The organism is Streptomyces sp. NBC_00247, assembly GCF_036188265.1.
Classification (GTDB): Bacteria; Actinomycetota; Actinomycetes; order Streptomycetales; family Streptomycetaceae; genus Streptomyces.
Window position 1 is genome coordinate 5,139,609 of sequence record NZ_CP108093.1, and the last position, 25,590, is coordinate 5,165,198.

At 70.6% G+C, this 25,590-nt stretch carries 23 protein-coding genes and 1 tRNA gene; 15 read left to right on the top strand and 9 right to left on the bottom strand.

Features of this window, described 5'->3' with window-relative positions:
* Positions 1-168: 168 nt before the first annotated feature.
* Positions 169-660 (top strand): peptidase inhibitor family I36 protein, encoded by a 492-nt coding sequence (locus tag OHT52_RS22370; protein WP_443046640.1) that lies wholly within the window; start codon positions 169-171, stop codon positions 658-660.
* 113 nt (positions 661-773) lie between these two features.
* Here OHT52_RS22370 and OHT52_RS22375 read toward each other — a convergent pair whose 3' ends face one another.
* A complete protein-coding gene (locus tag OHT52_RS22375; RefSeq protein ID WP_328721963.1) occupies positions 774-2,465 on the bottom strand; it encodes a DUF885 domain-containing protein in 1,692 nt (563 codons plus the stop codon).
* A gap of 234 nt (positions 2,466-2,699) precedes the next feature.
* On the opposite strand from OHT52_RS22375, the gene OHT52_RS22380 reads away from it, so the two are divergent.
* Together OHT52_RS22380 and OHT52_RS22385 are read left to right on the top strand one after the other, a co-directional pair.
* Positions 2,700-3,416: a GntR family transcriptional regulator gene (locus tag OHT52_RS22380; RefSeq protein WP_328721964.1), complete on the top strand. Its 717-nt coding sequence runs from the start codon at positions 2,700-2,702 to the stop codon at positions 3,414-3,416.
* A gap of 61 nt (positions 3,417-3,477) precedes the next feature.
* Entirely contained in the window at positions 3,478-4,833 is a 1,356-nt protein-coding gene (locus tag OHT52_RS22385; RefSeq protein WP_328721965.1) for an ABC transporter substrate-binding protein, read from the top strand.
* 160 nt (positions 4,834-4,993) lie between these two features.
* Here the strand turns inward: OHT52_RS22385 and aceE are convergent, their stop codons facing one another.
* The gene (aceE, locus tag OHT52_RS22390) at positions 4,994-7,726 is read right to left on the bottom strand and encodes a pyruvate dehydrogenase (acetyl-transferring), homodimeric type (RefSeq protein WP_328721966.1); all 2,733 of its coding nucleotides are present in this window, start codon (positions 7,724-7,726) and stop codon (positions 4,994-4,996) included.
* Positions 7,727-8,227: 501 nt separating this feature from the next.
* On the opposite strand from aceE, the gene OHT52_RS22395 reads away from it, so the two are divergent.
* The 6 genes from OHT52_RS22395 to OHT52_RS22420 all read left to right on the top strand — a co-directional run bounded on the left by OHT52_RS22395 (position 8,228) and on the right by OHT52_RS22420 (position 13,046).
* On the top strand, positions 8,228-8,665 hold the full coding sequence (locus OHT52_RS22395) for a DUF3052 domain-containing protein (RefSeq protein WP_328721967.1): 438 nt from the start codon (positions 8,228-8,230) through the stop codon (positions 8,663-8,665).
* A 152-nt stretch (positions 8,666-8,817) separates the two neighbouring features.
* The gene (locus OHT52_RS22400) at positions 8,818-9,276 is read left to right on the top strand and encodes a peroxiredoxin (RefSeq protein WP_266703844.1); all 459 of its coding nucleotides are present in this window, start codon (positions 8,818-8,820) and stop codon (positions 9,274-9,276) included.
* Between the two features lie 207 nt (positions 9,277-9,483).
* Positions 9,484-10,059, top strand: coding sequence for a TerD family protein (locus tag OHT52_RS22405; protein WP_275494434.1), 576 nt, complete (start codon positions 9,484-9,486; stop codon positions 10,057-10,059).
* Between the two features lie 260 nt (positions 10,060-10,319).
* Positions 10,320-10,895, top strand: coding sequence for a TerD family protein (locus OHT52_RS22410; RefSeq protein ID WP_328721968.1), 576 nt, complete (start codon positions 10,320-10,322; stop codon positions 10,893-10,895).
* Between the two features lie 68 nt (positions 10,896-10,963).
* Positions 10,964-12,112 carry a DUF475 domain-containing protein gene (locus OHT52_RS22415; RefSeq protein ID WP_328721969.1) on the top strand — a complete coding sequence of 383 codons (1,149 nt, stop codon included), beginning with the start codon at positions 10,964-10,966 and terminating at the stop codon, positions 12,110-12,112.
* Between the two features lie 202 nt (positions 12,113-12,314).
* Positions 12,315-13,046, top strand: coding sequence for a TerD family protein (locus tag OHT52_RS22420; RefSeq protein ID WP_328721970.1), 732 nt, complete (start codon positions 12,315-12,317; stop codon positions 13,044-13,046).
* Positions 13,047-13,050: 4 nt separating this feature from the next.
* Here the strand turns inward: OHT52_RS22420 and OHT52_RS22425 are convergent, their stop codons facing one another.
* Positions 13,051-13,947: a TerD family protein gene (locus OHT52_RS22425; RefSeq protein WP_328721971.1), complete on the bottom strand. Its 897-nt coding sequence runs from the start codon at positions 13,945-13,947 to the stop codon at positions 13,051-13,053.
* Between the two features lie 210 nt (positions 13,948-14,157).
* Here OHT52_RS22425 and OHT52_RS22430 point away from each other — a divergent pair, with 210 nt between their 5' ends.
* The 4 genes from OHT52_RS22430 to OHT52_RS22445 all read left to right on the top strand — a co-directional run bounded on the left by OHT52_RS22430 (position 14,158) and on the right by OHT52_RS22445 (position 19,404).
* Positions 14,158-15,321, top strand: a complete 1,164-nt coding sequence (locus OHT52_RS22430) for an HpcH/HpaI aldolase/citrate lyase family protein (RefSeq protein ID WP_328721972.1) — start codon at positions 14,158-14,160, stop codon at positions 15,319-15,321.
* A 40-nt stretch (positions 15,322-15,361) separates the two neighbouring features.
* Positions 15,362-17,833 carry a phosphoribosyltransferase gene (locus OHT52_RS22435; protein WP_328721973.1) on the top strand — a complete coding sequence of 824 codons (2,472 nt, stop codon included), beginning with the start codon at positions 15,362-15,364 and terminating at the stop codon, positions 17,831-17,833.
* Between the two features lie 26 nt (positions 17,834-17,859).
* Positions 17,860-18,657: an HAD family hydrolase gene (locus OHT52_RS22440; protein ID WP_328723850.1), complete on the top strand. Its 798-nt coding sequence runs from the start codon at positions 17,860-17,862 to the stop codon at positions 18,655-18,657.
* Between the two features lie 87 nt (positions 18,658-18,744).
* Positions 18,745-19,404: an O-methyltransferase gene (locus tag OHT52_RS22445; RefSeq protein ID WP_328721974.1), complete on the top strand. Its 660-nt coding sequence runs from the start codon at positions 18,745-18,747 to the stop codon at positions 19,402-19,404.
* Between the two features lie 75 nt (positions 19,405-19,479).
* Here OHT52_RS22445 and OHT52_RS22450 read toward each other — a convergent pair whose 3' ends face one another.
* The 5 genes from OHT52_RS22450 to OHT52_RS22470 all read right to left on the bottom strand — a co-directional run bounded on the left by OHT52_RS22450 (position 19,480) and on the right by OHT52_RS22470 (position 23,608).
* Positions 19,480-19,698, bottom strand: a complete 219-nt coding sequence (locus OHT52_RS22450; protein WP_328721975.1) for an FmdB family zinc ribbon protein — start codon at positions 19,696-19,698, stop codon at positions 19,480-19,482.
* Between the two features lie 45 nt (positions 19,699-19,743).
* Positions 19,744-20,388, bottom strand: a complete 645-nt coding sequence (locus OHT52_RS22455) for a DUF4383 domain-containing protein (RefSeq protein ID WP_328721976.1) — start codon at positions 20,386-20,388, stop codon at positions 19,744-19,746.
* Between the two features lie 277 nt (positions 20,389-20,665).
* Positions 20,666-21,106: a hypothetical protein gene (locus OHT52_RS22460; RefSeq protein WP_328721977.1), complete on the bottom strand. Its 441-nt coding sequence runs from the start codon at positions 21,104-21,106 to the stop codon at positions 20,666-20,668.
* 161 nt (positions 21,107-21,267) lie between these two features.
* Positions 21,268-22,566, bottom strand: coding sequence for a hypothetical protein (locus OHT52_RS22465; protein WP_328723851.1), 1,299 nt, complete (start codon positions 22,564-22,566; stop codon positions 21,268-21,270).
* Positions 22,567-22,819: 253 nt separating this feature from the next.
* Complete coding sequence (locus OHT52_RS22470) at positions 22,820-23,608, bottom strand: DUF4097 family beta strand repeat-containing protein (RefSeq protein ID WP_328721978.1); 789 nt, start codon at positions 23,606-23,608, stop codon at positions 22,820-22,822.
* 262 nt (positions 23,609-23,870) lie between these two features.
* On the opposite strand from OHT52_RS22470, the gene OHT52_RS22475 reads away from it, so the two are divergent.
* Both OHT52_RS22475 and OHT52_RS22480 read left to right on the top strand, forming a co-directional pair.
* Positions 23,871-23,945 (top strand) — tRNA-Val (locus tag OHT52_RS22475).
* A gap of 380 nt (positions 23,946-24,325) precedes the next feature.
* Positions 24,326-24,505, top strand: a complete 180-nt coding sequence (locus OHT52_RS22480) for a hypothetical protein (RefSeq protein ID WP_328721979.1) — start codon at positions 24,326-24,328, stop codon at positions 24,503-24,505.
* 731 nt (positions 24,506-25,236) lie between these two features.
* Here the strand turns inward: OHT52_RS22480 and OHT52_RS22485 are convergent.
* Positions 25,237-25,458, bottom strand: coding sequence for a hypothetical protein (locus OHT52_RS22485; RefSeq protein WP_328721980.1), 222 nt, complete (start codon positions 25,456-25,458; stop codon positions 25,237-25,239).
* Between the last annotated feature and the right edge of the window lie 132 nt (positions 25,459-25,590).

Below are 25,590 nucleotides of genomic sequence, written 5' to 3' on the forward strand. Positions count from 1 at the left end.
GTCCCCGTCGCATCCGCGTCAACACCACGCCCACACAGCCCCGTCGGTCCAAACCGGCGGGGCTGTCGCCTATCCGGGTGGTCCCGCTCCGAACCCCTTCCCCGGGCACATCGCGTCAGGTCAGGGTTCGGCCAAGAGAAACCGCACGACCACGGGGATTGATCCACCATGCGCAAGACCGTCATCGCGGCCGTCCTGGCCGCCACCGCTCTCGTTCCCGCCGCCTCGGCCGTCGCTCCGGCAGCCACACCCCTGGCGCCCGGGGGCACGTACACCACCGTGACGACCACCGACATGACGACCACCGCCACCGCCCGGTCCGCCACCGAGGCCGCCAGCCCCCGGCCCGCCGCGGCCCCGTCCGCCGCCGGGGTGCGGCTCGGGGAGTGCGCGGCAGGCCAGCTCTGCCTCTGGAAGAAGCCGGACTTCACCGGCGGCCGGCTGAACCGCGACCTGTCCGCCGTCGACATCGAGAGCTGCGTCCCCCTGCCGGCCGGGAGCGACGCGCAGTCCTTCGCCAACCGCACCGGCCGCAACGTCACCCTGTACCAGTCGGCCGAGTGCGGTGAGACGGGCGAGTTCGAGACCTATCCGGGCGGTGGCACCTGGGTCCCGCGCTCCCCCTACCAGGTACGGGCCTTCAAGATCTGGGAGAACTGAGACACGGCCGGCGGGCGGTGGGCGGTCGTTCCCGTCGCCCGCCGGCCCCGGACGGAACGCCCCCGCTCCGGCGCGGTGAGCGTCCGGAGCGGGGCGCGGGGCCGGGGACCGGGTCAGAGCCGGGTCAGCTCGTCCACCAGGTCGTCCAGGCCCAGAGAGCCCTGGGAGAGCGCGGCCATGTGCCAGGCCTTCAGGTCGAACGCCTCGCCCCGTCGCTCGCGGGCCTTCTCCCGGCCGAGGAGCCAGGCACGCTCGCCGAGCTTGTAGCCGATCGCCTGCCCCGGCATGGACAGGTACCGGGTCAGCTGGCTCTCCACGTAGTCGGCGGGCCGGCTGCTGTGCGCGCCGAGGAACTCCCGCGCCAGCTCCGGCGTCCACCGCTCGCCGGGGTGGAACGGCGAGTCCGCCGGTATCTCCAGCTCCAGGTGCATGCCGATGTCCACGATCACCCGGGCCGCGCGCATCATCTGGGCGTCCAGGTAGCCGAGGCGCTCCTCCGCCCCGGGGAAGAAGCCCAGCTCGTCCATGAGCCGCTCCGCGTACAGGGCCCAGCCCTCGACGTTGGCGCTGACCATGCCGGCGCCCGTCTGGTAGCGGGACAGGTCCCCGGCCACGTGCTTCCACTGGGCGAGCTGGAGGTGATGGCCCGGGACACCCTCGTGGTACCAGGTCGACACCAGGTCGTACACCGGGAAGCGGGTGCGCCCCATCGTCGGCAGCCAGGTACACCCGGGACGGGAGAAGTCCTCCGACGGCGGGGTGTAGTACGGGCCCCCGCCGCCGCCCGCCGGAGCGATGCGGGACTCCACCCGCCGCACCCGCCCGGCCAGTTCGAAGTGCGTGCCGTCCAGCGAGTCGATCGCCCGGTCCATCAGCCCCTGGAGCCAGTCACGGATCTCGTCCACCCCCTCCACGCACCGGCCGTGCTCGTCCAGGCGGGCCAGCGCCACCCACGGAGTCCTCGCACCGGGCAGGACGCGCTCCGCCTCGGTGCGCATCTCCGCCAGCAGACGGTGGAACTCCGACCAGCCGTAGGCGTACGCCTCGTCCAGGTCGAGATCGGTGCCGTTGAAGTAGCGGGCCCAGCGGGCGTACCGCTCCCGGCCGACCGCGTCCGGGGCCCCCTCGACGGTGGGCGCGTAGACGTCCCGCATCCAGTCCCGCAGTTCCCGGACGGCCGCGGTGGCGGCGCGTGCCGCGTCGTCCAGTTCGCCGCGCAGTGTCCCGGGGCCGCCGGAGGCGAACTCCTCGAACCAGCCGCGCTTCTGCCCGTCGGCGCCGGCCCAGTCCCCGAGCTGCCCGACGAAGGTGGCGGTCGTGCGCGGCCCCGCGTACAGCTTGCGTTCCAGGCCGAGCGCCAGCGACTCGCGGTACCCGGACAGGGCGCGGGGCACCGCCCGCAACCGCCGGGCGACGGCCGCCCAGTCCTCCTCCGTCCGGGCGGGCGTCACCGTGAAGACGTCCCGCACCATGTGTGGCGGCGTCGCCATGTTGCCCACCGCACGCAGGTGTTCACCCGCCTCGTGCACGGCCAGCTCGGCATGGAGGCGCTCGCGCAGCAGCCGTGCGCACCGGCGCTCGACACCGGAGTCCGCGCCGGGCAGGAGCTCGGCCTCGGTCAGGTGCGCGAGAGTCTTCCGCGCGAGCGCGGCGAGGGCCGCGGCCCCGGCCGGCGAGGTGTCGGGCAGACGGCCGGAGCTCGCCCGCACGCCCAGGTAGGTGCCCGTGATCGGGTCGAGTTCGACGAGGGCGTCGACGTATGCGTCGGCCACCCGGCGGGGGAGTTGCCTTTCGATCTGAGTCATGTGCCGCATCCTCCAGCAACGCCGGGCCGAGGGGGCCGGTGACCCGTTTCCGCAACCTCCCTCGTGGGTGCGGCAGTCCGGAGAAGGGCCTGTGGGGGACACTGGGCGCTTCGTCGCTCTGCGAAGTTGTTCTGTCCGATCCGTTGACGAAATCTTCGCGGTACATCTAGCTTCGACGCGTCGTACTTCGTACGTCATATATGAGACGCGATACGCGAGATGCGAGAGCCCTTCATGACTTTTGCGCCCACCCCGATCCCGTCCAGGACGCAGTTCGTGCTGGAAGCGATCAAACACGCGATCCTGACCGCCCGGTTGCAGCCGGGACAGGCACTCGTCGAGACCGAACTCGCCGCGCGGTTCGGGGTGTCGAAGACACCGGTGCGCGAGGCGCTCAAGACGCTCGCCGGCACCGGGCTCGTGGTCATGAGCCAGTACAAGGGCGCCACCGTCCGGCTCGTGGACGCCGAGATGGCGCGCGAGGTCTACGACGTGCGCCTGCTCCTCGAACCCGAGGCGCTGCGCCGCACGATCACCTGCCGGGCCTCGCTGGAGGCAGCCCAAGAGGCCCTGGAACGGGCCGACTCGGCAGCCGACAAGGCCGACAGGTCGCTGGCCAACCGGGACTTCCACCGGGCCCTCTACCTCTCCTGCGGCAACCCGCTGCTGGGGCGGATGCTCGACGAGGTGCGCGACCAGGCCGCCCTCGTCTCCACCGTCGCGTGGGCGGCCGACCCCTCCTGGGAGCGCGAGGCGGCCGAACACCGGGAGATCCTGCGGCTCGCGCTGGCCGCCGACGCGGCCGGTGCCGCGGCCGCCCTCCACGACCACATCGCGTCCTTCCTCCGCCGTGCCTTCCCGGCAGGCGAACCCGCGGGCCCCGCCGCCCGTACGGAGCAGGCGGCGGCCCCGGACACCTGGAACGCCCCGAGACCGGTGGCGGCGAGCTGACACCCACCACCCGACGTACCCGCCACACCGCTACCGAAGAACCGAGAGAGTGGAGCCGACGATGAAGATCTCGAAGACGCACCGGGCACGCGCGGCGGCGGCGATGTCCCTCACGGCGGTTCTCGCCCTGACCGTCACCGGCTGCGGCGACGACGGCAGCGGCTTCGCCGGAGGCGCGGGAGCCGAGGGCGACGGCAAGGGGAAGATCGTCTTCTGGGACAACAACGGCGGCGTGCGCACCGACATATGGAAGGAGATCATCGCCGGCTTCGAGAAGGAGAACCCGGGCATCGAGGTCCAGTACGTCGGGGTGGCGGCCACCGAGATCCAGACCAAGTACGACAACGCCATCCAGGGCGGCGGACTGCCGGACGTCGGCGGGGTCGGCGCGGCGATGCTCGCCGGGCTCGCCGCCCAGGGCTCTCTGGAACCCCTGGAGGACCGGAGCGCGGACTCCTCGCTCGACGGCGAGCTCGACCCGGGCATGGTCGAGGCGATGAAGGCGGCGGGCGGCTCCGAGGCGCACACCTACAACGTCCCGATCTCCGCCAACAACGGGGTGCTGTACTACCGCACCGACCTCTTCAAAAGGGCCGGCCTCGCCGCGCCGGCCACCTGGGACGACTTCTACAAGGCTGCCGAGAAGCTGAGCGACCCCAAGAAGAATCGTTTCGGCTACACCATCCGCGGCGGTGCCGGTTCCATCGCGCAGGCCATGGACGCCATGTACGGACAGTCCGGGATCACGTCCTTCTGGGACGCGAAGGGCGAGAAGACCACACTCGACGACCCCCGGAACGTCGCCGCCCTGGAGAAGTACGCGGCCCTCTACAAGAAGGTCACGCCGTCCGCCGACCTCAACAACGACTTCATCAAGATGGTCGCCCAGTACGACTCCGGCACCATCGGCATGGTCAACCACAACCTCGGCTCGTACCAGGACCATGTGACCGCGCTCGGCACGGCCAGGTTCCGGGGCGTCCCGCAGCCGATCGGCGTCGGCGGCAAGCGGGTCCAGGTCTCCAACCCCGTCGACGGACTCGGCCTCTTCAAGAGCTCCGAACACAAGGCCGCCGCCTGGAAGTTCATCGAGTACGCCGCCTCCCACGAGGCCAACTCGAAGTTCAACGAGCAGGCGGGGCTGATTCCGGCCAACATCGAGGCAGCCAAGGACCCCTGGGTCTCCCGCGCCGAGCCCACCGCCCTCGCGGCCAAGGCGCTCACCGACGGTTCGACCGTCACCGTGCAGCTGCCCTACTACCTGCCGGACTGGAACGGCATCAGCAAGGCCGACAACGAGCCCGAACTCCAGAAGGTCCTGCTCGGCCGCACCTCCGCCAAGGAGTTCCTGACCAAGATGGCAGGAGAGCTGAACGACGCCCAGGCGGAGTGGAAGGAACAGCAGCCCTCCGCCTGAGCAGCCTGCCGCCCGAGCGGCGGGCGGGACGGGCCCGGCGCACCGCACCACCGCGCGGGCCCGACCCCGCGAACGCCGTCGGCCGGCCCCGGGAGTACCCGGGGCCGGCCGACGCGTGCGCGTGCGGGGCGCCCGTCGGGGCGCCGCGCACGGCCGTGCGTCAGGCGTCGCCGCCCGCCGCGCCCGGGTCGGCCGCCGCCACGTCCAGCAGCTCGTACCGGTCGACCGCCGTCTTCAGTGCCGAACGGTCGATCCGCCCCTCCTTCGCCAGCTCCGTGAGGACCGCCAGCACGATCGACTGCGCGTCGATGTGGAAGAACCGGCGGGCGGCGCCACGGGTGTCCGCGAACCCGAAGCCGTCCGCGCCCAGCGACTGGTACGCCCCCGGGACCCAGCGCGCGATCTGGTCAGGCACCGATCGCATCCAGTCCGAAACCGCCACGAACGGTCCCTCGGAGCCGGAGAGCTTCCGCGTCACGTACGGCACGCGCTGCTCCTCCTCCGGGTGGAGCAGGTTGTACCGCTCGGTGTCCACGGCCTCGCGGCGCAGCTCGTTCCAGCTGGTCGCCGACCAGACGTCCGCCCGGACGTTCCACTCCTCGGCGAGGATGCGCTGCGCCTTAAGCGCCCACGGGACCGCCACCCCGGACGCCAGGATCTGCGCCGGGATCTGGCCCTGCTCGCCCCGCCGGAAGCGGTGGACACCGGCGAGGATGCCCTCCACGTCCACGTCGGCGGGCTCGGCGGGGTGCTGGATCGGCTCGTTGTAGACGGTGAGGTAGTAGAAGACGTCCTCACTGTTCTCGCCGTACATCCGGCGCAGGCCGTCCTTGACGATGTGCGCGATCTCGAACCCGTACGCCGGGTCGTAGGCCACGCACGCCGGGTTGGTCGAGGCGAGCAGCTGTGAGTGGCCGTCCGCGTGCTGGAGGCCTTCACCGGTCAGGGTCGTACGGCCGGCGGTCGCACCCAGCACGAAACCGCGCGCGAGCTGGTCGGCCATCTGCCAGAACTGGTCACCGGTGCGTTGGAACCCGAACATCGAATAGAAGACGTAGACCGGGATCAGCGGCTCGCCGTGCGTGGCGTAGGCCGAGCCCGCCGCGATCAGCGAAGCCGTGCATCCCGCCTCGGAGATGCCGTCGTGCAGCATCTGCCCGGTCGGCGACTCCTTGTAGGCCAGCAGGAGTTCGCGGTCCACCGCCTCGTACTGCTGTCCCAGCGGGTTGTAGATCTTCGCGCTCGGGAAGAACGCGTCCATGCCGAAGGTGCGGTACTCGTCGGGCGCGATCAGCACGAAACGCTTGCCGATCTCCTTGTCCCGCATGAGGTCCTTCAGGATGCGGACGAACGCCATCGTGGTGGCGATCGACTGCTGCCCCGAACCCTTCTTCGCGGCGGCGTAGGTCTTCTCCTCCGGCAGCGCCAGCGGCTTCGCGCGGACCACCCGGGTCGGTACGTAACCGCCCAGGCTCTGCCGCCGGTCGTGCATGTACTGGATCTCCTCGGAGTCCCGGCCCGGGTGGTAGTAGGGCGGGTACCCCTCGTCCAGCTGCTTGTCCGTGACCGGGATGTGCAGCCGGTCGCGGAACCGCTTCAGGTCCTCGGTGGTGAGCTTCTTCATCTGGTGGGTCGCGTTGCGGCCCTCGAAGTTCGGCCCCAGTGTCCAGCCCTTGACCGTCTGCGCCAGGATCACCGTCGGCTGGCCCTGGTGCGCCTTGGCCGCCGCGTACGCCGCGTAGACCTTCTTGTGGTCGTGCCCGCCGCGCCCCAGGTGCAGGATCTCGTCGTCGGACATGTCCTTGACCATGTCCCGCAGCCGCTGGTCCTCGCCGAAGAAGTGCTCACGGATGTACGCGCCCGTCTCGGTGGCGTACGTCTGGAACTGGCCGTCCGGTGTGGTGTTCAGCTTGTTGACCAGGATGCCGGTGCGGTCCTGCGCCAGCAGCGGGTCCCAGGTGCGGTCCCAGACCAGCTTGATCACGTTCCAGCCGGCGCCCCGGAACTGCGACTCCAGCTCCTGGATGATCTTGCCGTTGCCGCGCACCGGGCCGTCGAGCCGCTGGAGGTTGCAGTTGACGACGAAGGTGAGGTTGTCCAGGCCCTCGCGGGCGGCGATGGACAGCTGGCCGAGCGACTCCGGCTCGTCCATCTCGCCGTCGCCGAGATACGCCCAGACGTGCGACTTGGAGGTGTCGGCGATACCGCGCGCCTCCATGTAGCGGTTCATCCGCGCCTGGTAGATCGCGCCCAGCGGGCCGAGGCCCATCGACACGGTCGGGAACTCCCAGAAGTCCGGCATGAGCCGGGGGTGCGGGTAGCTGGAGAGACCGTCGGGCGCCTTCGACTTCTCCTGGCGGAACGCGTCGAGCTGCGCCTCGCTCAGCCGGTCCAGCAGGAACGCGCGGGCGTAGATGCCCGGCGAGGCGTGCCCCTGGAAGAAGATCTGGTCTCCGCCGTCCCCCTCGTCCTTGCCCCGGAAGAAGTGGTTGAAGCCCACGTCGTAGAGAGAGGCGGAGGAGGCGAACGTGGCGATGTGGCCGCCGACGCCGATCCCCGGGCGCTGGGCCCGCGAGACCATGACGGCCGCGTTCCAGCGGGTCGCGTTGAGGACCTTGCGCTCGATCTCCTCGTCGCCGGGGAAGAAGGGCTCGTCCTTCGTGGCGATCGTGTTGACGTAATCGGTGCTGCGCATCTCCGGCACGGCGACACGCTTCTCGCGCGCCCGCTCGATGAGTCGGAGCATCAGATAGCGGGCCCGTTCACGGCCGCGCTCGTCCACGGCGGCGTCGAGCGAGTCCAGCCATTCCTGGGTCTCCTCGGGATCGAAATCCGGGACCTGGCTGGGAAGGCCGCCAATGATGATCGGGTTGCGATCGGATCCGGAAGCCACACTGTTCCTTCGCTGTCGGTGCTGCTACGGAGTCTGCTGCGAGGCTGATCCACCGGGGCGCGAAACCCCGCGACGCCCTCGGCGTCCGCGGATTCGCCACCTTCCATCGTGTACCGCCAGGGGCCGTTCGTCACCTCTACCGCACGGTAACCAACGGGTTACCGGACACCCGTCCGGGGCAGTAGCCGTAAGGCGGGAACGGGGCGCCGGGCCAAATCGCAACCTTACGCCCAACCCGTCCAAGCGTTCCCAAACGCTGTACGGCGGCGAATGCCGGAGCGAAACGGCATAAGCTGAGGAAGGACGTATACGGGCCGGGTGCTTTCCGGACCCCGGTGCGGACCGGCCGGAGGTTGCGGCGACGTGGCAGGGAACGTCACCGTTTAGGCGGTCTGTGGCGCCGGGTACTTGCGCGATTCGCCGAGCCCGTGTGGACTACGGCCAGCGCCGCGCGTACGCGCGTGGCTGAAGCATTTTCCGAACATGATCAGGAGGCAACCCGTGAGCGCGACCGCGGACCACGCGGAGGAGCGGACCAATCTGGCCGAACGGCTGGGGTTCGAACCCAATCAGGTGGTCCAGGAGATCGGCTACGACGACGACGTCGAGCTGGAGCTCCGCGAAGGTATTGAAGCCACCATCGGTGGGGAACTCGTCGACGAGGAGTACGACGACGTCGCCGACGCCGTCGTGTTGTGGTTCCGCGACGAGGACGGCGACCTTACGGACGCGCTGGTGGATGCCATCGGCCTGATCGAGGACGGCGGTACGGTCTGGCTGATGACGCCGAAGACCGGCCGTGACGGATACGTCGAACCCAGCGACGTCAGCGACGCCGCCCAGACCGCCGGTCTCTCCCAGACCAAGAGCATCAGCGTGGGCAAGGACTGGACGGGTACCCGTCTGGTCACTCCCAAGACGGCCAAGGCCAAGCGCTGAGCTCGTCCGGCAGCACTCCGTAGTACCCGCAAGGCCCCCGGCGGCATCACGTCGCCGGGGGCCTTCGTACGTCCCGCCGCCGACGCTGCGTAGGCTGGGCCACGCTCCCGGCGGACCGGTTCGGGGCGGTGACGCTAGCGAAGGGACATCCCATGGCGATCGAGGTCGGCTCCCAGGCCCCCGCGTTCGAGCTCAAGGACAACCACGGCCGGACGGTCACGCTGTCCGAGTTCCGCGGCGAGAAGAACGTCGTGCTGCTCTTCTACCCCTTCGCCTTCACCGGCGTCTGCACCGGTGAGCTCTGCGCGCTCCGCGACGAACTGCCGCGCTTCGAGAACGCCGACACCCAGCTCCTCGCCGTGTCCAACGACTCCATCCACACCCTGCGGGTCTTCGCCGAGCAGGAGGGCCTGGAGTACCCGCTGCTCTCCGACTTCTGGCCGCACGGCGAGGTCTCGCGCGCGTACGGCGTCTTCGACGAGGACAAGGGCTGCGCGGTGCGCGGCACCTTCATCATCGACAAGGAGGGCGTGGTGCGCTGGAGCGTCGTCAACGGCCTTCCGGACGCGCGGGACCTCAAGGAGTACGTCGCGGCGCTCGAAGCCCTCTGAGCAGCCGTACGACCGGGCTCCCGCCCTTGTCCCGCCGTACGCCGGCCGGACACCCGCCCGTTTTCCGCTCGCGGAGAACTGCCGCCCCGCCCGCCCAAAAGCCTGCTTTGGCCGGGAACCGGTCACTAGGATCCATTCGTTGATCCGGTATCACGCACGACGGGGAAGCTGGTGTCTGCCGGCCCCTACATACCTATGGGAGGACTCGTGGGAGTCAGCCTCAGCAAGGGCGGCAACGTCTCGCTGACCAAGGCCGCGCCCAACCTGACCGCTGTCATCGTCGGCCTGGGCTGGGACGCCCGGACGACCACCGGCGGCGACTTCGACCTCGACGCGAGCGCACTGCTCGCGAACGCCGAGGGCAAGGTCGGCAGCGACGGCAATTTCGTCTTCTTCAACAACCTCAAGAGCCCGGACGGCTCCGTCGAGCACACCGGGGACAACCTCACCGGTGAGGGCGAGGGCGACGACGAGGTCATCAAGGTCAACCTCGCCGCCGTTCCGGCCGACGTCGACAAGATCGTCTTCCCGGTCTCGATCTACGAAGCCGAGAGCCGGCAGCAGAGCTTCGGCCAGGTCCGCAACGCGTACATCCGCGTGGTCAACCAGGCCGACAACTCCGAGCTGGCCCGTTACGACCTCAGCGAGGACGCTTCCACCGAGACCGCCATGGTCTTCGGCGAGCTCTACCGCAACGCGGGCGAGTGGAAGTTCCGCGCCATCGGCCAGGGGTACGCCTCCGGCCTGCGGGGCATCGCGCAGGACTTCGGCGTCAACGTCTGACCGGCGGCCCCCGGCCCCCGGCCCGAGGGCGGAGACCAGCAGCAGAGCACCCGGCGCCGCACCTCCCGTGCGGCGCCGGGCGTGCTTTGCCGCACCTCCCGTGCGGAGCGCCGGTCGTGCCGGTGCCGCGCGCGGGCTTCCGCGCCCCGCAGGGCTTGCCGGGCGTTCCCGGTGCGGGAGGGCCCGTACGGGGCATGCTGTGCCGCACGGACCGAAAAGCGGATCCGCGCACACGAAGAACGAATCGGGGAGGACCCATCATGGGCGTCACGCTCGCCAAGGGAGGCAATGTCTCCCTCTCCAAGGCCGCACCCAACCTCACCCAGGTGCTCATCGGCCTCGGCTGGGACGCGCGATCCACCACCGGAGCCGATTTCGACCTGGACGCCAGCGCGCTGCTGTGCCAGTCGGGGCGGGTGCTCGGAGACGAGTGGTTCGTGTTCTACAACAACCTCACCAGCCCCGACGGCTCCGTCGAACACACCGGGGACAACCTCACCGGCGCGGGTGAAGGCGACGACGAGTCCGTCATCGTCCACCTCGACCAGGTGCCCCCGCACTGCGACAAGATCGTCTTTCCCGTCTCGATCCATGACGCGGACAATCGTGGGCAGGCTTTCGGCCAGGTCAGCAACGCCTTCATCCGGGTCGTGAACCAGGCCGACGGCCAGGAGCTCGCCCGTTACGACCTCAGCGAGGACGCCTCGTCCGAGACGGCGATGATCTTCGGCGAGCTCTACCGCTACAACGGCGAATGGAAGTTCCGTGCGGTGGGACAGGGGTACGCGTCAGGACTGCGGGGCATCGCTCTAGACTTCGGGGTCAACGTTTCGTAAAGCCGCGCTCGGCGCGGGGGAGCCCCGCACTACGGGGGAGACCCGTTACATACACGATGGGGTAGCCAGTGCTTCTGAAAACCTTCGGCTGGTCGTTCGCGGTTACCGCGCTCGGCCTGGTCGCAGCGGTGTTCTACGGGGGGTGGCAGGCTCTCGGCGTCGTCGCGATCCTGACGGTCCTGGAGATCTCGCTGTCCTTCGACAACGCGGTGATCAACGCCGGAATCCTGAAGAAGATGAACGCCTTCTGGCAGAAGATCTTCCTCACGATCGGTGTGCTCATCGCCGTCTTCGGTATGCGACTGGTCTTCCCCGTCGTGATCGTGGCGATCAGCGCCAAACTCGGCCCGATCGAGGCCATCGACCTCTCGTTCAACGACCCGGACCGGTACCAGCAGCTGGTCACCGACGCCCACCCGTCGATCGCGGCCTTCGGCGGCATGTTCCTGCTCATGATCTTCCTCGACTTCATCTTCGAGGACCGGGACATCCAGTGGCTCCGGTGGATCGAGCGCCCGCTCTCCAAGCTCGGCAAGGTCGACATGCTGTCGGTCTGCGTCGCGCTGATCGTCCTGCTCGTCGCCGCCCTGACCGTCGCGACCCACGCCCACCAGCACGGTGGCGCGCACGCGGACAAGACGTCCACGGTGCTGCTCGCGGGTGTCGCCGGCCTGATCACGTACCTCGTCGTCGGCGGCCTCTCCGGCTTCTTCGAGAACAAGCTCGAAGAGGAGGAGGAGCGCGAGCACGAGGCCGAGGAAGAGGCCAAGAAGAGCGGCAAGAACCTCGCTCCGGTCGTGCTGGCCGGCAAGGCCGCGTTCTTCATGTTCCTCTACCTGGAGGTCCTGGACGCGTCCTTCTCGTTCGACGGCGTCATCGGCGCCTTCGCCATCACCAACGAGATCGTGCTGATGGCCCTCGGCCTCGGCATCGGCGCCATGTACGTCCGTTCGCTCACGGTCTACCTGGTCCGCCAGGGCACCCTGGACGACTACGTCTACCTGGAGCACGGCGCCCACTACGCGATCGGCGCCCTCTCGGTCATCCTCCTCGTGACCATCCAGTACGAGATCAACGAGATCATCACCGGCCTGGTCGGCGTGGTGCTGATCGCCTGGTCGTTCTGGTCGTCGGTCCGGCGCAACAAGAAGCTCGCCGCGATCGGCGAGGAGGGCGGCAGCACACTGGTCGACGCCGGCGACGGCGGAGTCCGCTGAAGTTCTGGCCAGAAGTCTCCTCCGCCGGGTGTGTGACCCGGTAAGGAATGAGGGAACGCTCTCTGCGGGGCGGTCCGCGCGGTACGGCCCCGGAAACCCGGGCCGGTCCGCCGGCCGCCCCGCAGTGACGTGCGGGACGCGCGAAGAAGGACCGGATCACCGGTCCGCGAGGACGCGCAGACAGTTAGGTGGGGGTGGGGGGATGGGCTTCTTCGACGGCCTGTGGCCGGCACGCACGGCGCAGTTCGAGTCGGGCAGCGCGGCGACGAACTCGATTCAGCTCTCACGGCGCAATGCCACGGTCTCGCTGAACAAACAGGGAGCGCTCACCGGAAACCTCCGGGTCAACCTCTCCTGGCGGATGCGCAGCTCCGACATCGAGGGCCGCTCTGGAGGCGGCCTGCTGCGGAACCCGCTGAAGCTCTTCCAGCCGGAGATCGTGCAGGCCCACACCCAGGGCATGGTCAACGTCGACCTCGACCTCGGGTGCATGTACGAGCTCATGGACGGCACCAAGGGCGTGGTGCAGCCCCTCGGTAACTTTGTCGGGGACCTGAACGACCCGCCGTACATCCGGCTCAGCGGGGACGACCGCTTCGGCGCGCCCTCGGGGGAGACGGTCTACGTCAACATGGACCACCGCGACAAGATCAGACGCCTGCTGTTCTTCGTCTACATCTACGACCAGACGCCGGCGTTCGACCGTACCCACGCGATGGTCACGCTGTACCCGGGCAACGGCCCGCGGATCGAGATCGAGCTGGACGAACGCGCTCCGCAGGCCCGCTCCTGCGCCGTGTTCACCGTGGAGAACGTCAAGGAGGAGCTGATCGTGCGCCGAGAGGTCAAGTTCGTCTACGGATTCCAGTCCGAGCTCGACCGGCTCTACGGCTTCGGCATGCAGTGGGGCCGCGGCTACAAGTCGCGTGCCTGACCGCTCAGGACCGGACGAACTGCGGGCCCTGCGGCGGCAGGACGAAATGCGGGTCCGGTGCGGGCGCGGCAGCCGCAGCGGGCTGCGGATACCCGTACGCGGGCGCGCTCGTCGGGTGCGGGTAGCCGTACCCGGCGGAGGCGGGCTGCGGATATCCGTACGCCGCCGGGGCGGAGGCGGGCTGCGGGTAGCCGTAGGCCGGTGCGGCGGTGGCGGGCTGCGGGTAGCCGTACCCGGGCTGCGGCTGGGGGACCGTGAGGTCGCCGGCGTGCTCCGGAGCAGGGCGGCCGGGCGCCGCCGCGTCCTCCCGCTCGCCGTCCGGCTCGGGCTGCTCGGCCGGCTGCGGCTCCCCGTCGTCCACCGAGATGCCGAAGGCCGTCGCGAGCCCGATCAGCCCGGTCGGATAGCCCTGGCCGACCGCACGGAACTTCCAGCCGTCCCCGCGCCGGTAGAGCTCGCCGCAGATGATGGCGGTTTCCTCACCGGTCTCGGGGCGGATCTCGAACACGGCCAGCGGGGCGCCGTCCCCGGCCGTCGCGTCGTACAGCGATATCCGCAGGTCGTGGACGCTCCCGAAGCTCGCGCCGTCCGAGGAGGCGGCGATCACCACCTGGTTCACCGAGGGGTCCAGCGCCGCCAGATCCGCCTCGACCGTGTCGGTCAGCCCGTCGGCGACGGTGCGCTTGGGCAGGCGGCGCACATGGCCGGAGGGATGCCGGGGCTGGTTGTAGAAGACGAAGTCCTCGTCGATGCGCACCCGCCCCGAGGCACCCAGCAGCAGGGCGGAGGCGTCCACGTCCGGAACCCCGGCCCCAGGAGTCCAGCGCAGCACGGCCCGTACGGCCGTGGCATCGAGGGGGACGTTCGAACCCTTCAGCATCCCTTGCGTCATGCCCGTCATCCTGCCTGTTGGCGGCTTCCCCGGACAACGCGGGGGCCGTAAACCGGTATCCGGGGGTAGAGCTGAGCTGGAGCACCTTACCGTGCCGGAGCCCTCCGACACGGGCGAGTTACCCGAAGTTCACATATGCGGGGAACTGCGGACACCCGTCCATACGTACTATTACCGGCCATGCGTTGTTCGATCGATCAGGCGGTACGGGGGAAAATCATGCGTCATTTCGGGCACATCTCGCCTGCTGCCCGGCAGGGACTGTTCTTCCAGGAACCATGCGCATTCGACGCGAACGCCTCCGCCCGGGTGCTCTCGGCGGCACTGGGCGCCACGCTCTACGCCCCGGCCACCCGTCCCCGGCTCGCGGACGACGTCGTGAAGCAAGCCGCGCGCGGCGTGATCTCCATGGTCCTCTGCCTGGAGGACTCGATCGCCGACACCGAAGTGGAAGGCGCGGAGAAGAACCTGGTCAAGCAGTTCGCCGACCTCGCCGACCGGGACGCGGCGATTCCCCTCCTCTTCGTCCGCGTGCGTGAGCCGGAACAGATCACCGACCTGGTGAACCGCCTCGGCGCCTCGGTCCGGCTGCTCTCCGGCTTCGTCCTGCCGAAATTCACCGAACGCCGCGGAGAACTCTTCCTGGCGGCACTGACCCGCGCGGAAGCGGCCTCCGGGCAGCGGCTCTTCGCCATGCCGGTGCTCGAATCGCCGGAACTCCTCCACCTGGAAACCCGCACCGAAACGCTCCAGGGAATCGCGCGTGTCGTCGGAACCCACCGTGAGCACGTTCTCGCGCTGCGGCTCGGAGTCACCGACTTCTGCTCCGCCTACGGGCTGCGGAGATCCTCCGACATGACCGCGTACGACGTGCAGATCGTCAGCGCCGTCATCTCCGACGTCGTCAATGTCCTCGGGCGCGCGGACGGCACCGGATTCACCATCACCGGCCCCGTCTGGGAGTACTTCCGCAACCAGGAACGCATGTTCAAGCCGCAGCTGCGCCGCAGCCCCTTCCAGGAGGGCCGGGCGGAGAAACTGCGCACCGCGCTCATCGAGCACGACCTGGACGGGCTGCTCCGGGAGATCGAACTCGACCGGGCCAACGGCCTCCTCGGCAAAACCTGCATCCACCCCTCGCACGTGGACCCCGTGCACGCGCTCTCCGTCGTCAGCCACGAGGAATTCAGCGACGCCCAGGACATTCTGCGGCCCGAGCGCGACGCCGGCGGAGTGCTGCGCTCCGCGTATACGAACAAGATGAATGAAGTGAAACCGCACCGGGCGTGGGCCGAACGCACTCTCCTGCGCGCCGAGGTCTTCGGCGTCGCACGTGAGGACATCGGCTTCGTGGACCTGCTGGCCGCGGCCGGGGCGAAGTGAGCGCGTACCGATGAGCGGGCGGGCGACGGAGAGAGAGACGATGGACGTGGTGTGGTCGGGCAGCTGGGTGGCCGAGCGGCTGGGAGTCGCTCTCACCGGCGATTCCGAGATCAGGGACATGCTGGGCCTCGCCCTGCGGCACAACCCCCGGCGGGCCCATCTGCTCGTCTCCCACGTCCTCGGCAAGCACGTCCCGCAGCTCCCGTCCGTCGTCCACGGCGCCGGGGTCGAGCTCGGCCACCGGGTGCGCGAACTGCTCGGACCCGAGGCGGACCGGGCGATCGTCCTCGGATACGCCGAGACCGCCACCGGACTCGGCCATTCGGTCGCCGACGGCATCGGCTCGGCGCCCTACCTCCACTCCACCCGCCGCCCGGTTCCGGGCGTGGTCCGGGCCGGCGGCTTCGAGGAATCCCACTCCCACGCCACCTCCCACCTGCTGCTCCCGGAGGATCCGGCGCTGCTCGCGAGCCCCGGGACGCTGGTACTCGTCGACGACGAGTTCTCCACCGGCAACACCGTCCTCAACACCATCCGCGCGCTCCACGACCTCTATCCCCGCGAGCGGTACGTCATCGTGGCCCTCGCCGACATGCGCTCGCCCGCGGACCGGGGGCGGCTCGCGGAGTTCGCCGCCGAGATAGGCGCCCGGGTCGACCTCATAGCCCGCGGCTCCGGCACGGTCGTGCTGCCCGAAGGGGTGCTGGAGCGGGGACAGGCCCTCGTCGCCGCGCAGGAGGCGAGGGAGGCCGCGGAAGGTGCGGAGGCCGTGGAAGGTGCGGAGGCCGGGGAGGCCGGGGAGGCCGCTCGAATCACCCGTGTCGACCTGGGATGGCCCGAGGGCCTCCCGGACGGCGGCCGGCACGGCTTCACCCCCGCCCACCGCGCCACCCTGGAACACGCGCTCCCGGACATGGCCGCCCGGATCGCCGCGGCCCTGCACGACGGACCCGCCGCCGGAAACGCTGGCGGCCCCGACAGCCCCCGCCGCGTACTCGTCCTCGGCTTCGAAGAACTCATGTACGCCCCGCTGCGCCTCGGCACCGCCCTGGAACAGCTGACCGACGCCGAAGTCCGCTACTCCACCACCACCCGCTCACCCGTCCTCGCCGTCGACGACCCCGGCTACGCGATACGGAGCAGGCTGGTCTTCCCGGCCCACGACACCCCGGCGGACGGGCCGGGCGACCGGTACACCTACAACGTCGCCGGGGCCGGCTTCGACGCCGTCGTCGTAGTGGTCGACTCGCAGGCCGACACTCCCGAACTCCACGCCCCCGAAGGGCTGTTGGCCCGCCTCGCCGCTCACGCCGGCCGGGTGCTCCTCGCGGTCATCCCCTCGTACACCCCCGAACGGCAGGAATTCACCATGCTGCCCGAGCCCCTCAGAGGCCCCGCATTCTCCTCGTACGCCGCCGAGGACGTCGGCTGGCTGCTCCAGGACCTCTCGGACACCGAGCTGGAGGCCCCCACGGAGGAACGCGAGGAGGCGATACAGAGCGGTGGCGCGCACTACGCCGAATCGCTCCCCGTGGAGTACCAGCCCAGCCCCGCCTACCAGGCGCTCTTCCAGGCCGCCCTGGAAACCTCCGCCGCCCGCATCGCCCGCGCGGTCGGCACCGTCACCGAGACGGTCCTCGCCGAACGCGGCCCCCGCCCCGTCCTGGTCTCGCTCGCCCGCGCCGGAACACCCGTCGGCGTCCTGATGCGGCGGTGGGCCCAGCACCGCCACGGACTCGACCTGCCGCACTACGCCGTCTCCATCGTGCGCGGCCGGGGCATCGACGCCAACGCCCTGCGCTGGCTCGCCGCCCACCACGACCCCGCCGACGTCGTCTTCGTCGACGGCTGGACCGGCAAGGGCGCCATCACCCGCGAACTCGCCCTCGCCCTCGCGGAGTTCGAGGGATTCAACCCCGAGATCGCCGTCCTCGCGGACCCCGGCGGCTGCGTTCGCACCTACGGCACCCGCGAGGACTTCCTCATCCCCTCCGCCTGCCTCAACTCCACGGTCTCCGGCCTGATCTCACGCACCGTACTCCGCGCCGACCTGGTCGGCCCGGACGACTTCCACGGCGCCAAGTTCTACCGGGAACTGGCCGGTTCGGACGTCTCCCTCGACTTCCTGGACACCGTCGCCGCCCGCTTCGACGAGGTCGCCGACGAGGCGGCCGAGGAGGCCAAGACCCTGCTCGCCGCAGACCGCGCCCCCACCTGGGAAGGCTGGGCGGCCGTCGAGCGCATCAGTGAGGAGTACGGCATCAACGACGTCAACCTCGTCAAGCCCGGGGTCGGCGAGACCACCCGCGTGCTGCTCCGCCGGGTCCCCTGGAAGATCCTCGCCGACCGCCGCGCCGGAGCCGACCTCGACCACGTACGGCTCCTCGCGGAGCAGCGCGGGGTGCCCGTCGAGGAGGTCGACGGACTTCCGTACAGCTGTGTCGGACTGATCCACCCCAAGTACACCCGGGGTGCGACGGGCGCCGACGGCAAGGCGGTGACGGAACAGTGACCTCACCGGGGACGAACCCCGTGGCGATGGTCGCCAGCGATCTCGACCGCACCCTCATCTACTCCACCAACGCCCTCCAGCTCACCATGCCGGACGCCGACGCACCCCGGCTGCTCTGCGTCGAGACGTACGGCAGCAAACCGCTCTCCTACGTCACCGAAACGGCCGCCGCCCTGCTGGAAGAGCTGGGCCGCACCACGGTCTTCGTACCGACCACGACCCGCACCCGCGAGCAGTACCACCGCATCAGCCTCCCCGGACCGGCGCCCGCCTACGCGGTCGTCGCCAACGGCGGGCACATCCTCGTGGACGGCGAGTCCGACCCCGAGTGGCACGCGGGAGTCCTGGACCGCATCGCCGGCGAGTGCGCCCCGCTCACCGAGGTCCGCGCCCACCTCGCCGCCGTCTCCGAACCCGCCTGGCTGCTGAAGGACCGGGTCGCCGAGGACCTCTTCGCATACCTCGTCGTCGAACGCTCCCTGCTCCCCGAAAGCTGGGTGAAGGAACTGGTCGACTGGGCCGGCCCGCGCGGCTGGACCGTCTCCCTCCAGGGCCGCAAGATCTACGCGGTACCCCGGCCACTCACCAAGAGCGCGGCCGTCCGCGAGGTCGCCCGCCGCACCGGCGCCGGCCTCACCCTCTCCGCGGGCGACTCCCTCCTCGACGCCGACCTGCTGCTCAGCACCGACCTCGCCTGGCGCCCCGGCCACGGCGAACTCGCCGACAGCGGCTGGCACACCGGCGGGGTCGTCGCCCTCCAGGAGCAGGGCGTCCTCGCCGGGGAGGAGATCCTGCGCAGGTTCCTGGCGGCGGCGCGCGGCTGACGAGAGGTCTTGGGCAACCGGCGGCCTCTTGGGCAGGCTGAACCCGAACGGCACCACGCCGCACCGACAGTCCAGGAGCTGCGCACGATGACCAAGGGCAACGAAACCCGGATGACGGACGAGCTGTACGCGTACGTACTCGCGCACAACCCGCCGCTGGACCCCGTCCAGCAGGAGCTCGTCGCGACCACGTACGCCGAACTGCCGGACAGCGCGGGCATGCAGTCGGCCGAGGAACAGGGCCCGCTGCTCGCCTTCCTGGTCCGGCTGACCGCCGCCCGGCTCGTGGTGGAGGTCGGTACCTTCACCGGCTTCGGCGCCCTGTCGATGGCCCGGGCGCTGGCACCGGGCGGGCGCCTGATCGCCTGCGACGTCTCGGAGGAGTGGACGGCGTACGGCAGGGCCGCCTGGGAGAAGGCGGGGGTCGCGGACCGTATCGACCTGCGCATCGCGCCGGCGCTCGACACCCTGCGCGCCCTGCCCGAGAAGCCGCACATCGACTTCGCCTACCTGGACGCGGACAAGGGCGGCTACATCGCGTACTGGGAGGAGCTGGTGCCCCGACTGCGGCCCGGCGGCATGATCGCCACCGACAACACGCTCTTCCACGGCGGAGTCGTGGACCCGCACGCCACCGGGGGAGCGGCGGCCATCCGGGAGTTCAACGACCACGTGCTCGCCGACCGCCGGATGGACAGCGTCCTGCTCACGGTCGCGGACGGACTGACGCTCTCGCGCAAGGTGTGAGTGCCGGCTGAGGCGACAGGATGAGTGCGGGTGCCCCCGGGGGCACCCGCACTCATCCTGTCGCTCCGGGTCCGTTCAGCCGCAGCAGCCCCCGCCGCAGCAGCCGCCCCCTCCGCCGCCGCCCGCCGGGGCGGGCGCGGAACCCGAGGTCCCGCCCACGGCGACGGCGGAGAGCAGCTTGACGGTGTCGTCGTGGCCGACGGGGCACACGGCGGGATCGGAGGACTCGGCCATCGGACGGCTGAGCTCGAAGGTGTCTCCGCAGGTGCGGCAGCGGTACTCGTAACGAGGCATGGAGCAAGAGTAGAGCGGCGGACCCGCCGCTGGGGCCGTCCCTCCTCACGCGTGCGGCTGAGGGCGGGTGCCCGGCATCATCCGGGGCCGGTCGGAGCGGGCGCGGTCCTCGCGGGCGGCCTCCTCCGGGTGGCGGGCCCGCCAGTACGGGTTGTCGTGCGGAAGTCCGCCGCTGACCCTGCCGTACATCCCGAAGAACATCAGCATCAACCCGACGATGAAGCTGAACAGCACGTTCTGCATCTCGAACGCGAGGAAGTTGAGCCCGGTGTCCAGCAGAGCCAGATTCACGAAACCGCTGGCGATGAAGAGGACACCGACCGTCATGTTGAGCGTGGACGCCTTGTTGCCGCCCACCACCATGCCGCCGAAGAGCAGCACCCCCACGCAGATGGAGAGGATGCTCAGCGCGCCGTTGGTGTTGAGACCGGCGACGGTGTCGCCACCGGTGTCGAAGAATCCGATCTTGTTGATCAGGCCGAGGATGCCGAAGACCAGGAGCACGAGCCCCATCAGTCCGGCGCCGACCCGGTAGACCTGACTGAGTCGGTGGTCGACGGGCAGCTCCTCGTTGAGACGGGCATGCAGGGGCTGGGCCTTCACGGCCTCGACCCTGTCGGGCGCGGCCTTCACGGGGTCGGCCTGTTCGTACACGGTCTTCGCGGGTCCGGTGCTGCCGGGCTTCCTCATGGCGGCCTCCTCGGGAGGTGCGCGCCGACGCACGGGTCTCCACGGAGGTTCGTCCCGGCCCTCTCCGGAGGTTCGCACCGGCGCACGGATCCCTTCCAGCATCGGCCCGGGGACCGAACGGGACAAGTCCTGACGGAGCGGGGGCAGGGCTCAGGGCTCAGCGGGTGCAGCGGGTGTCCGGCGAGGGCCGGACGGGGCGGGGCGGCCCGACGCGAGGGTGCGCCCCTGATCCCCGGCCGGAGTCAGCCCGACGCGAGGGTGCGCCCCTGATCCCCGGTCAACGGCGGCCGGCGGCCAGGGTGACCAGGAACTGGCCGCCACCCGCCCGGATGTCCGCCGTCACCGGCAGCCCCGGCACCAGCCGGGAGAACCGGTCCACCAGCCAGTCGGCCGCTTCCTGGGCGTCCTGCTCGTTCGGGCAGCGGCCCACCGTCTCGCGGCCCCCCTTGCGTTCCAGCCTCTCGGCGACGGCGATCAGCGGCGCGGGTTCGGCCACGTACAGGTGGTCGGGCCAGGCGACGACGACCTTGACCGCACCCTTGCGGGAGTTGCACCCGCGGTGCGCGAGCCGCTCGGCGACCTTCGCCTTCCGGTCGGCGGTCCGGCTGTCCACGCTGGGCCCTCGCAGATCGTTCACCGACATGTCCGGGTCGACCGGTTCGTCGCACACCCAGCATCGCCAGCCGTCGCGCTCGGCCACATCATCAAGGAGACTCATCCCCGCAACGTAGCCTGCCCGGCCGCCGTCCCCGCACCAGGGCCCCTGGATGTACTCGGGCGATCCGACAGCGCCGCGGGGTGCCGTGCCGGGCGCCGCCCGCCCGGCGGGAATGGTCGGACACGGCCCAGGAGGCAGGGCTTTCCGCCGGCGACAGGCGTTCAGTTGCCGGCGCCGAGCCCTTCGCGGATGTCCGAGACGACCTGGCCCGCGGTCTGCCGGACGGCCTCCGTCTCGGTCAGGAAGTGCCAGTAGTCGGGGTGGCGGACATCGAGGGCGGCGATCGCACGGTCCAGCCTGGCCACCGCGTTGTCGAGCGGCCCGGCGTGACGCGGATCGGGCGTGTTTCGGCCCGCCATCGCGAGCCGCTGGGCGTCACGGACGGCGAACCGGGTCCGCTGGATCTCGTTCTTCGGATCCTTCGCCACCGCGTCCAGCAGACGCAGTCTCTCCCCGGCCGCCGACACCGCCTCGTCCGCGTGGTTGAGCAGCGCGCGGACCGTGCCGAGCCGGGCGGTGGCGTCGGCCCAGCGCTGCTCCCTGCGCGCTTCGGCGGCCTCGGCGAGCTTCTCCTCGGCCCGGCGGACATCCTCAGCCGCCTGTTCCGGAACGTGTTGGAGGTCGTGCCAGCACTCCTCCGAGAAGCGCCGCCGCAACTCGCTGAGGATCGGCTCCACACCGCCCGCCCGGGTGGTCAAGGCCTGCGCGCGGGTACGCAGCGACACCAGCCTGCGGTCGATCTCGGCGGCCCGCTCCGGCAGCCGCTCCGCCTCGGTACGTATGGCTTCCGCCTCGCGGAGCACGGCATCGGCCCGTTGCAGCGTCTCGGCCACCCCGTGGCGACCCGCGCCCTGGTTGAGCTTGGTCAGCTCGGGAGCGAGGGCGGCGAGCCGTGTGGCGAGGTCGTCCGCCTTCATTCCGGAGGCGCGTACCCCGTCCAGCGCTCCGGTGGCCCCGATCAGCCCTTGCCGCGCCCGCTCCACCGCCGGAGCCAGCCGGGCGAGCTGGGTCTCGGCGCTGCCGAGGAGAGGGCCGAGCCCTTGCGCGTACCGGTCGAGCTCGCCCCTGACCCGTACGAGATCGTCCTTGGCCCGGGTCAGTTCGGCCGTCGCCCGGGCCGCTACGGACGGCTCCAGATCGTCCCGGTCCAGGTCGTGCGCGTCGACCGCGGTGATGTAGGCGTGGCTGACCTCGTCGATCCGACGCCCCAGGGCCGCGAACTCCTCCACGGCCTGCCGGGCGCGCGGGGAACTGTCGACGGCCGTGATGGTCTCGATGGAGATCTCAAGATCGCGCTGCGCGCTGTCCAGCTCGTAGAACGCCTCGGCGGCGGCGTCCTTCGCCGCCTGGGCGTCCGCCCGCCGGCTGCTTCCGTCCCGCCCGCCGAACCAGCGGCGCGTACCGCCACCGGCGAACGCGGCGGGCAGCACGGCGGCGAACAGCGGCACGGGCAACAGCACCAGGGCGAGGACGTCCCGGAAGGCCGAGCCGGCCCGGCGCGGCTTCCCGGCGGAACAGCCTGCCGGGGGCGGGTTCGCGAGGTCCGGGTTCGCGAGGTCCGGGCTCGGGGAGGCCGGGACGGCGACGGTGGGGCGCCCATCGGCTCGCGCCCTCGACTGCGGCTGCCCGTCTGTCGCCGTCACATGCCTCTCCCGTGCCGTCCGCCTGTGCCCGGTCCATTCTCCCACCAGTCATGACGAATACCCGGGCCGGTTAGTTCGCGGTTCGGACGCTGACTTCCCCGTTGTCGCTGCGGATCTTCACCACGTGCGGGCTGAGGTCGCTGCGCGGTACGTCGACGGAGACGTTCCCGTTGTCCGCCTTCGCGTCCACGGCGTACGCGTTGCCGCCGCCCGGCAGCTCGATACGGGTACCGCCGTTGTCCGTGTCCACGTCCAGCAGATCCGGTGGCGCGTCGAACCCGAGCCGGATCGACCCGTTGTCCGAGCCGATCACCACGGACGGGCCCGAGAGGCCCTTGGCGTCGATCGAACCGTTGTCGCTCGACAACTTCAGCTCGCCCCCGGCGTCCCGTACCACCACCGCGCCGTTGTCGGAGGACAGCTCCAGCCGGGTGTCGAACCCGGACGCGGTCACCTTGCCGTTGTCCCCCGTCGCCTTCACCGCCACCCCGCGCGGCACCTTCACCCGGTGCCGGCCCGAGCAGTTGTTGACCACCCCCGTGCACTTCACCTTCAGCGTGAGGGTGCTGTCCTCCATCTTCCAGACCGGATCGGGCCCGGACCCGAACACCACCCAGCCGTCCGTCTGCCGCTCCACCTCCACCTCGTCCACGTCGGCGGGTACGAGCTCCAGAGAGGTGTTCGACGAGTCGATCGTCAGCGTCTTCCCAGGGAGTGCGAACGACTTGTGCTCGACGGGCGCCCCGTCCACGTCCGTACTCCCGCACCCGCTGACCGCCACGGCGACGGCGAGCGCCCCGGCGGAGGCGAGGAGGGCGGTGCGTCGGCGGGTGTGCGGCGTGCTGGTGGTGGTGTCCACGGGCTCGGTCCCCCAGAGGTGCGCGGTGCGGTGACGTGCTCACCGGGGCGGTTCCCCCGGCCACCTTCACGTTATGCAGCCCGGCCGTCACCCACGATGAGGCCGCCCACCGGCTCCGGGGTAGGGGTAACCCCCCTATCCGGCCCGCCGTTCGAGCCCCGCCTCCGCGTTCTACGGCGTCCCACGCGTGGGGTACCCGCGGCGGTGGCGAAACGGAGTACGAACCCGGTCCGGACGCCATGTACGCTGTTCCTTCATCCACGGGTGCGTAGCTCAGGGGTAGAGCGCTGCTCTTACAAAGCAGATGTCGGCGGTTCGAAACCGTCCGCGCCCACCACGGACGGAGACCAGGCGAGAGTCTGGTTCTGGCCCCTCAGTCGTGTTCGACTGGGGGGCCTTCTCGTGCCCGAAGGCCACGAAGAGTCCACATCTCCAAACGATCATCGATCATCCGTCACTCGGGCCAGGGGTGGAATCCGCGCTCGGGTACGTGGAGGGGCCCTCACCGTAGGCGCCGGGCGCGACAGGAATCAGCCACGGGCTGTCCCGCCGGTCGTACCGGTGGAGGTCCTTTATTGGGCACGGTCAACCGCTCCGCACCCAGGCAGGCCCTGACCTGCATGCTTCCAATTTTCCCCGCGCCACCCCGGTGCCTGAGCGCCGGCGATCCGTCTCACCCCCTCCCGTACCGCCGCGCCCTGCCCCTACCCTGTGCACATGCCCTTCCTCTCGTCCGATGCCGCTCCCGCGCGTTCGCTGCCCGTGGTGAACGCGGACATCCGCGCGCTGTGGCAGCGCGGCGGCGGGCGCCTTTCGCCGGAGGCCCGCCGCGAGTACGAGCGACTGCTCGCCGAGTGGGCCGCCGCCGTCCGGGGGGACACGGCCGAGGCGGCGTGACCCGCGGACGATCAACTGGTGCCGGGTCCAACGGCGTTCGTCGACAAGGGCTAGTGGTGGTGCCGGACGAGGTACCGATCTCGCGGGAGGCACGTGGGGATCGTCTCCGTCAGGTCGCGCGCCGCGTCCCCGAAACGCGCGTGTCCACTCGCTCGCCGAACCCACCCATCACTCCACTCCGAACGGCGCGATGATCCGCCCCGCCGGAGCGGATTGCCCGGGGGCGCGTACTGCCAATCCCACCCGCGCACTCCACCGCGCCCCGCGTGCACCGGCAGTGAGCTGGCGCGCCCCTGCCGGTGGCATGTGCGCCTGCCGCCGGGCAGTTGCCTCGGGCACCGTTGAGGGCGCGGGGGAGCCTGATCGCGGGGCCGGTGCAAGTGGACCGGTCGGAGTGCGGAGGCGAGCGGGGGCGGCGGTGATCGTGGGACGACGAAGGGGTGGGTACACATGGCGCAGACGAGATGCGGGGCCCTGACGCAGCGCAGGACCCGGTGTGCGAAGGAAGCGATGACGGGGACCTCGCGATGTCCTCTGCACCAGGGGGCCTGGTCGCCGTACGGGGTGGCGCGGCGCAAGCAGGCTGAGGCGAGGGCGGCGCTGCGGAGGCTGCGCAAGCAGGGGTGACGCCATATGAGGGGGAGGGGTGGCCGGGGCGTGGGGGGACGTCCCGGCCCCTCGCGGAGGAGCGGCACCGAACGGGGAGCGGCACCGCGCAGGAGCAGCCCCGCTCAGCGGCGGTCGCCCAGACCCTCGCGTTTCGTGCAGGCGCGGGCGTCGGGGCAGGCGCGGGGGAACCACCAGTAGGGCGCGCCAGAGGCGGGCTGGTGGCGCTGTTCGCCCAGGTTGAGGGCGGTGCCCGTCGACAGGGGGGCCGCGCACCAGACGCACGACCACCCCCGCTGTTGTTGTTCGGTCAGTTCGGATACCGGCGGCAGGTTCCTCACAGTCATGGCATCCCCGTGTCGTCATGCGTCGTGTCGTCATGGAGCAGGCGTGGTCAGCATGCCGGGCCGCGAGGGCCACAACGCTCACACTTCCGTGAGCGCGCTCACACGCGCGGTGACCGGGGTTGCGGTGGTCGG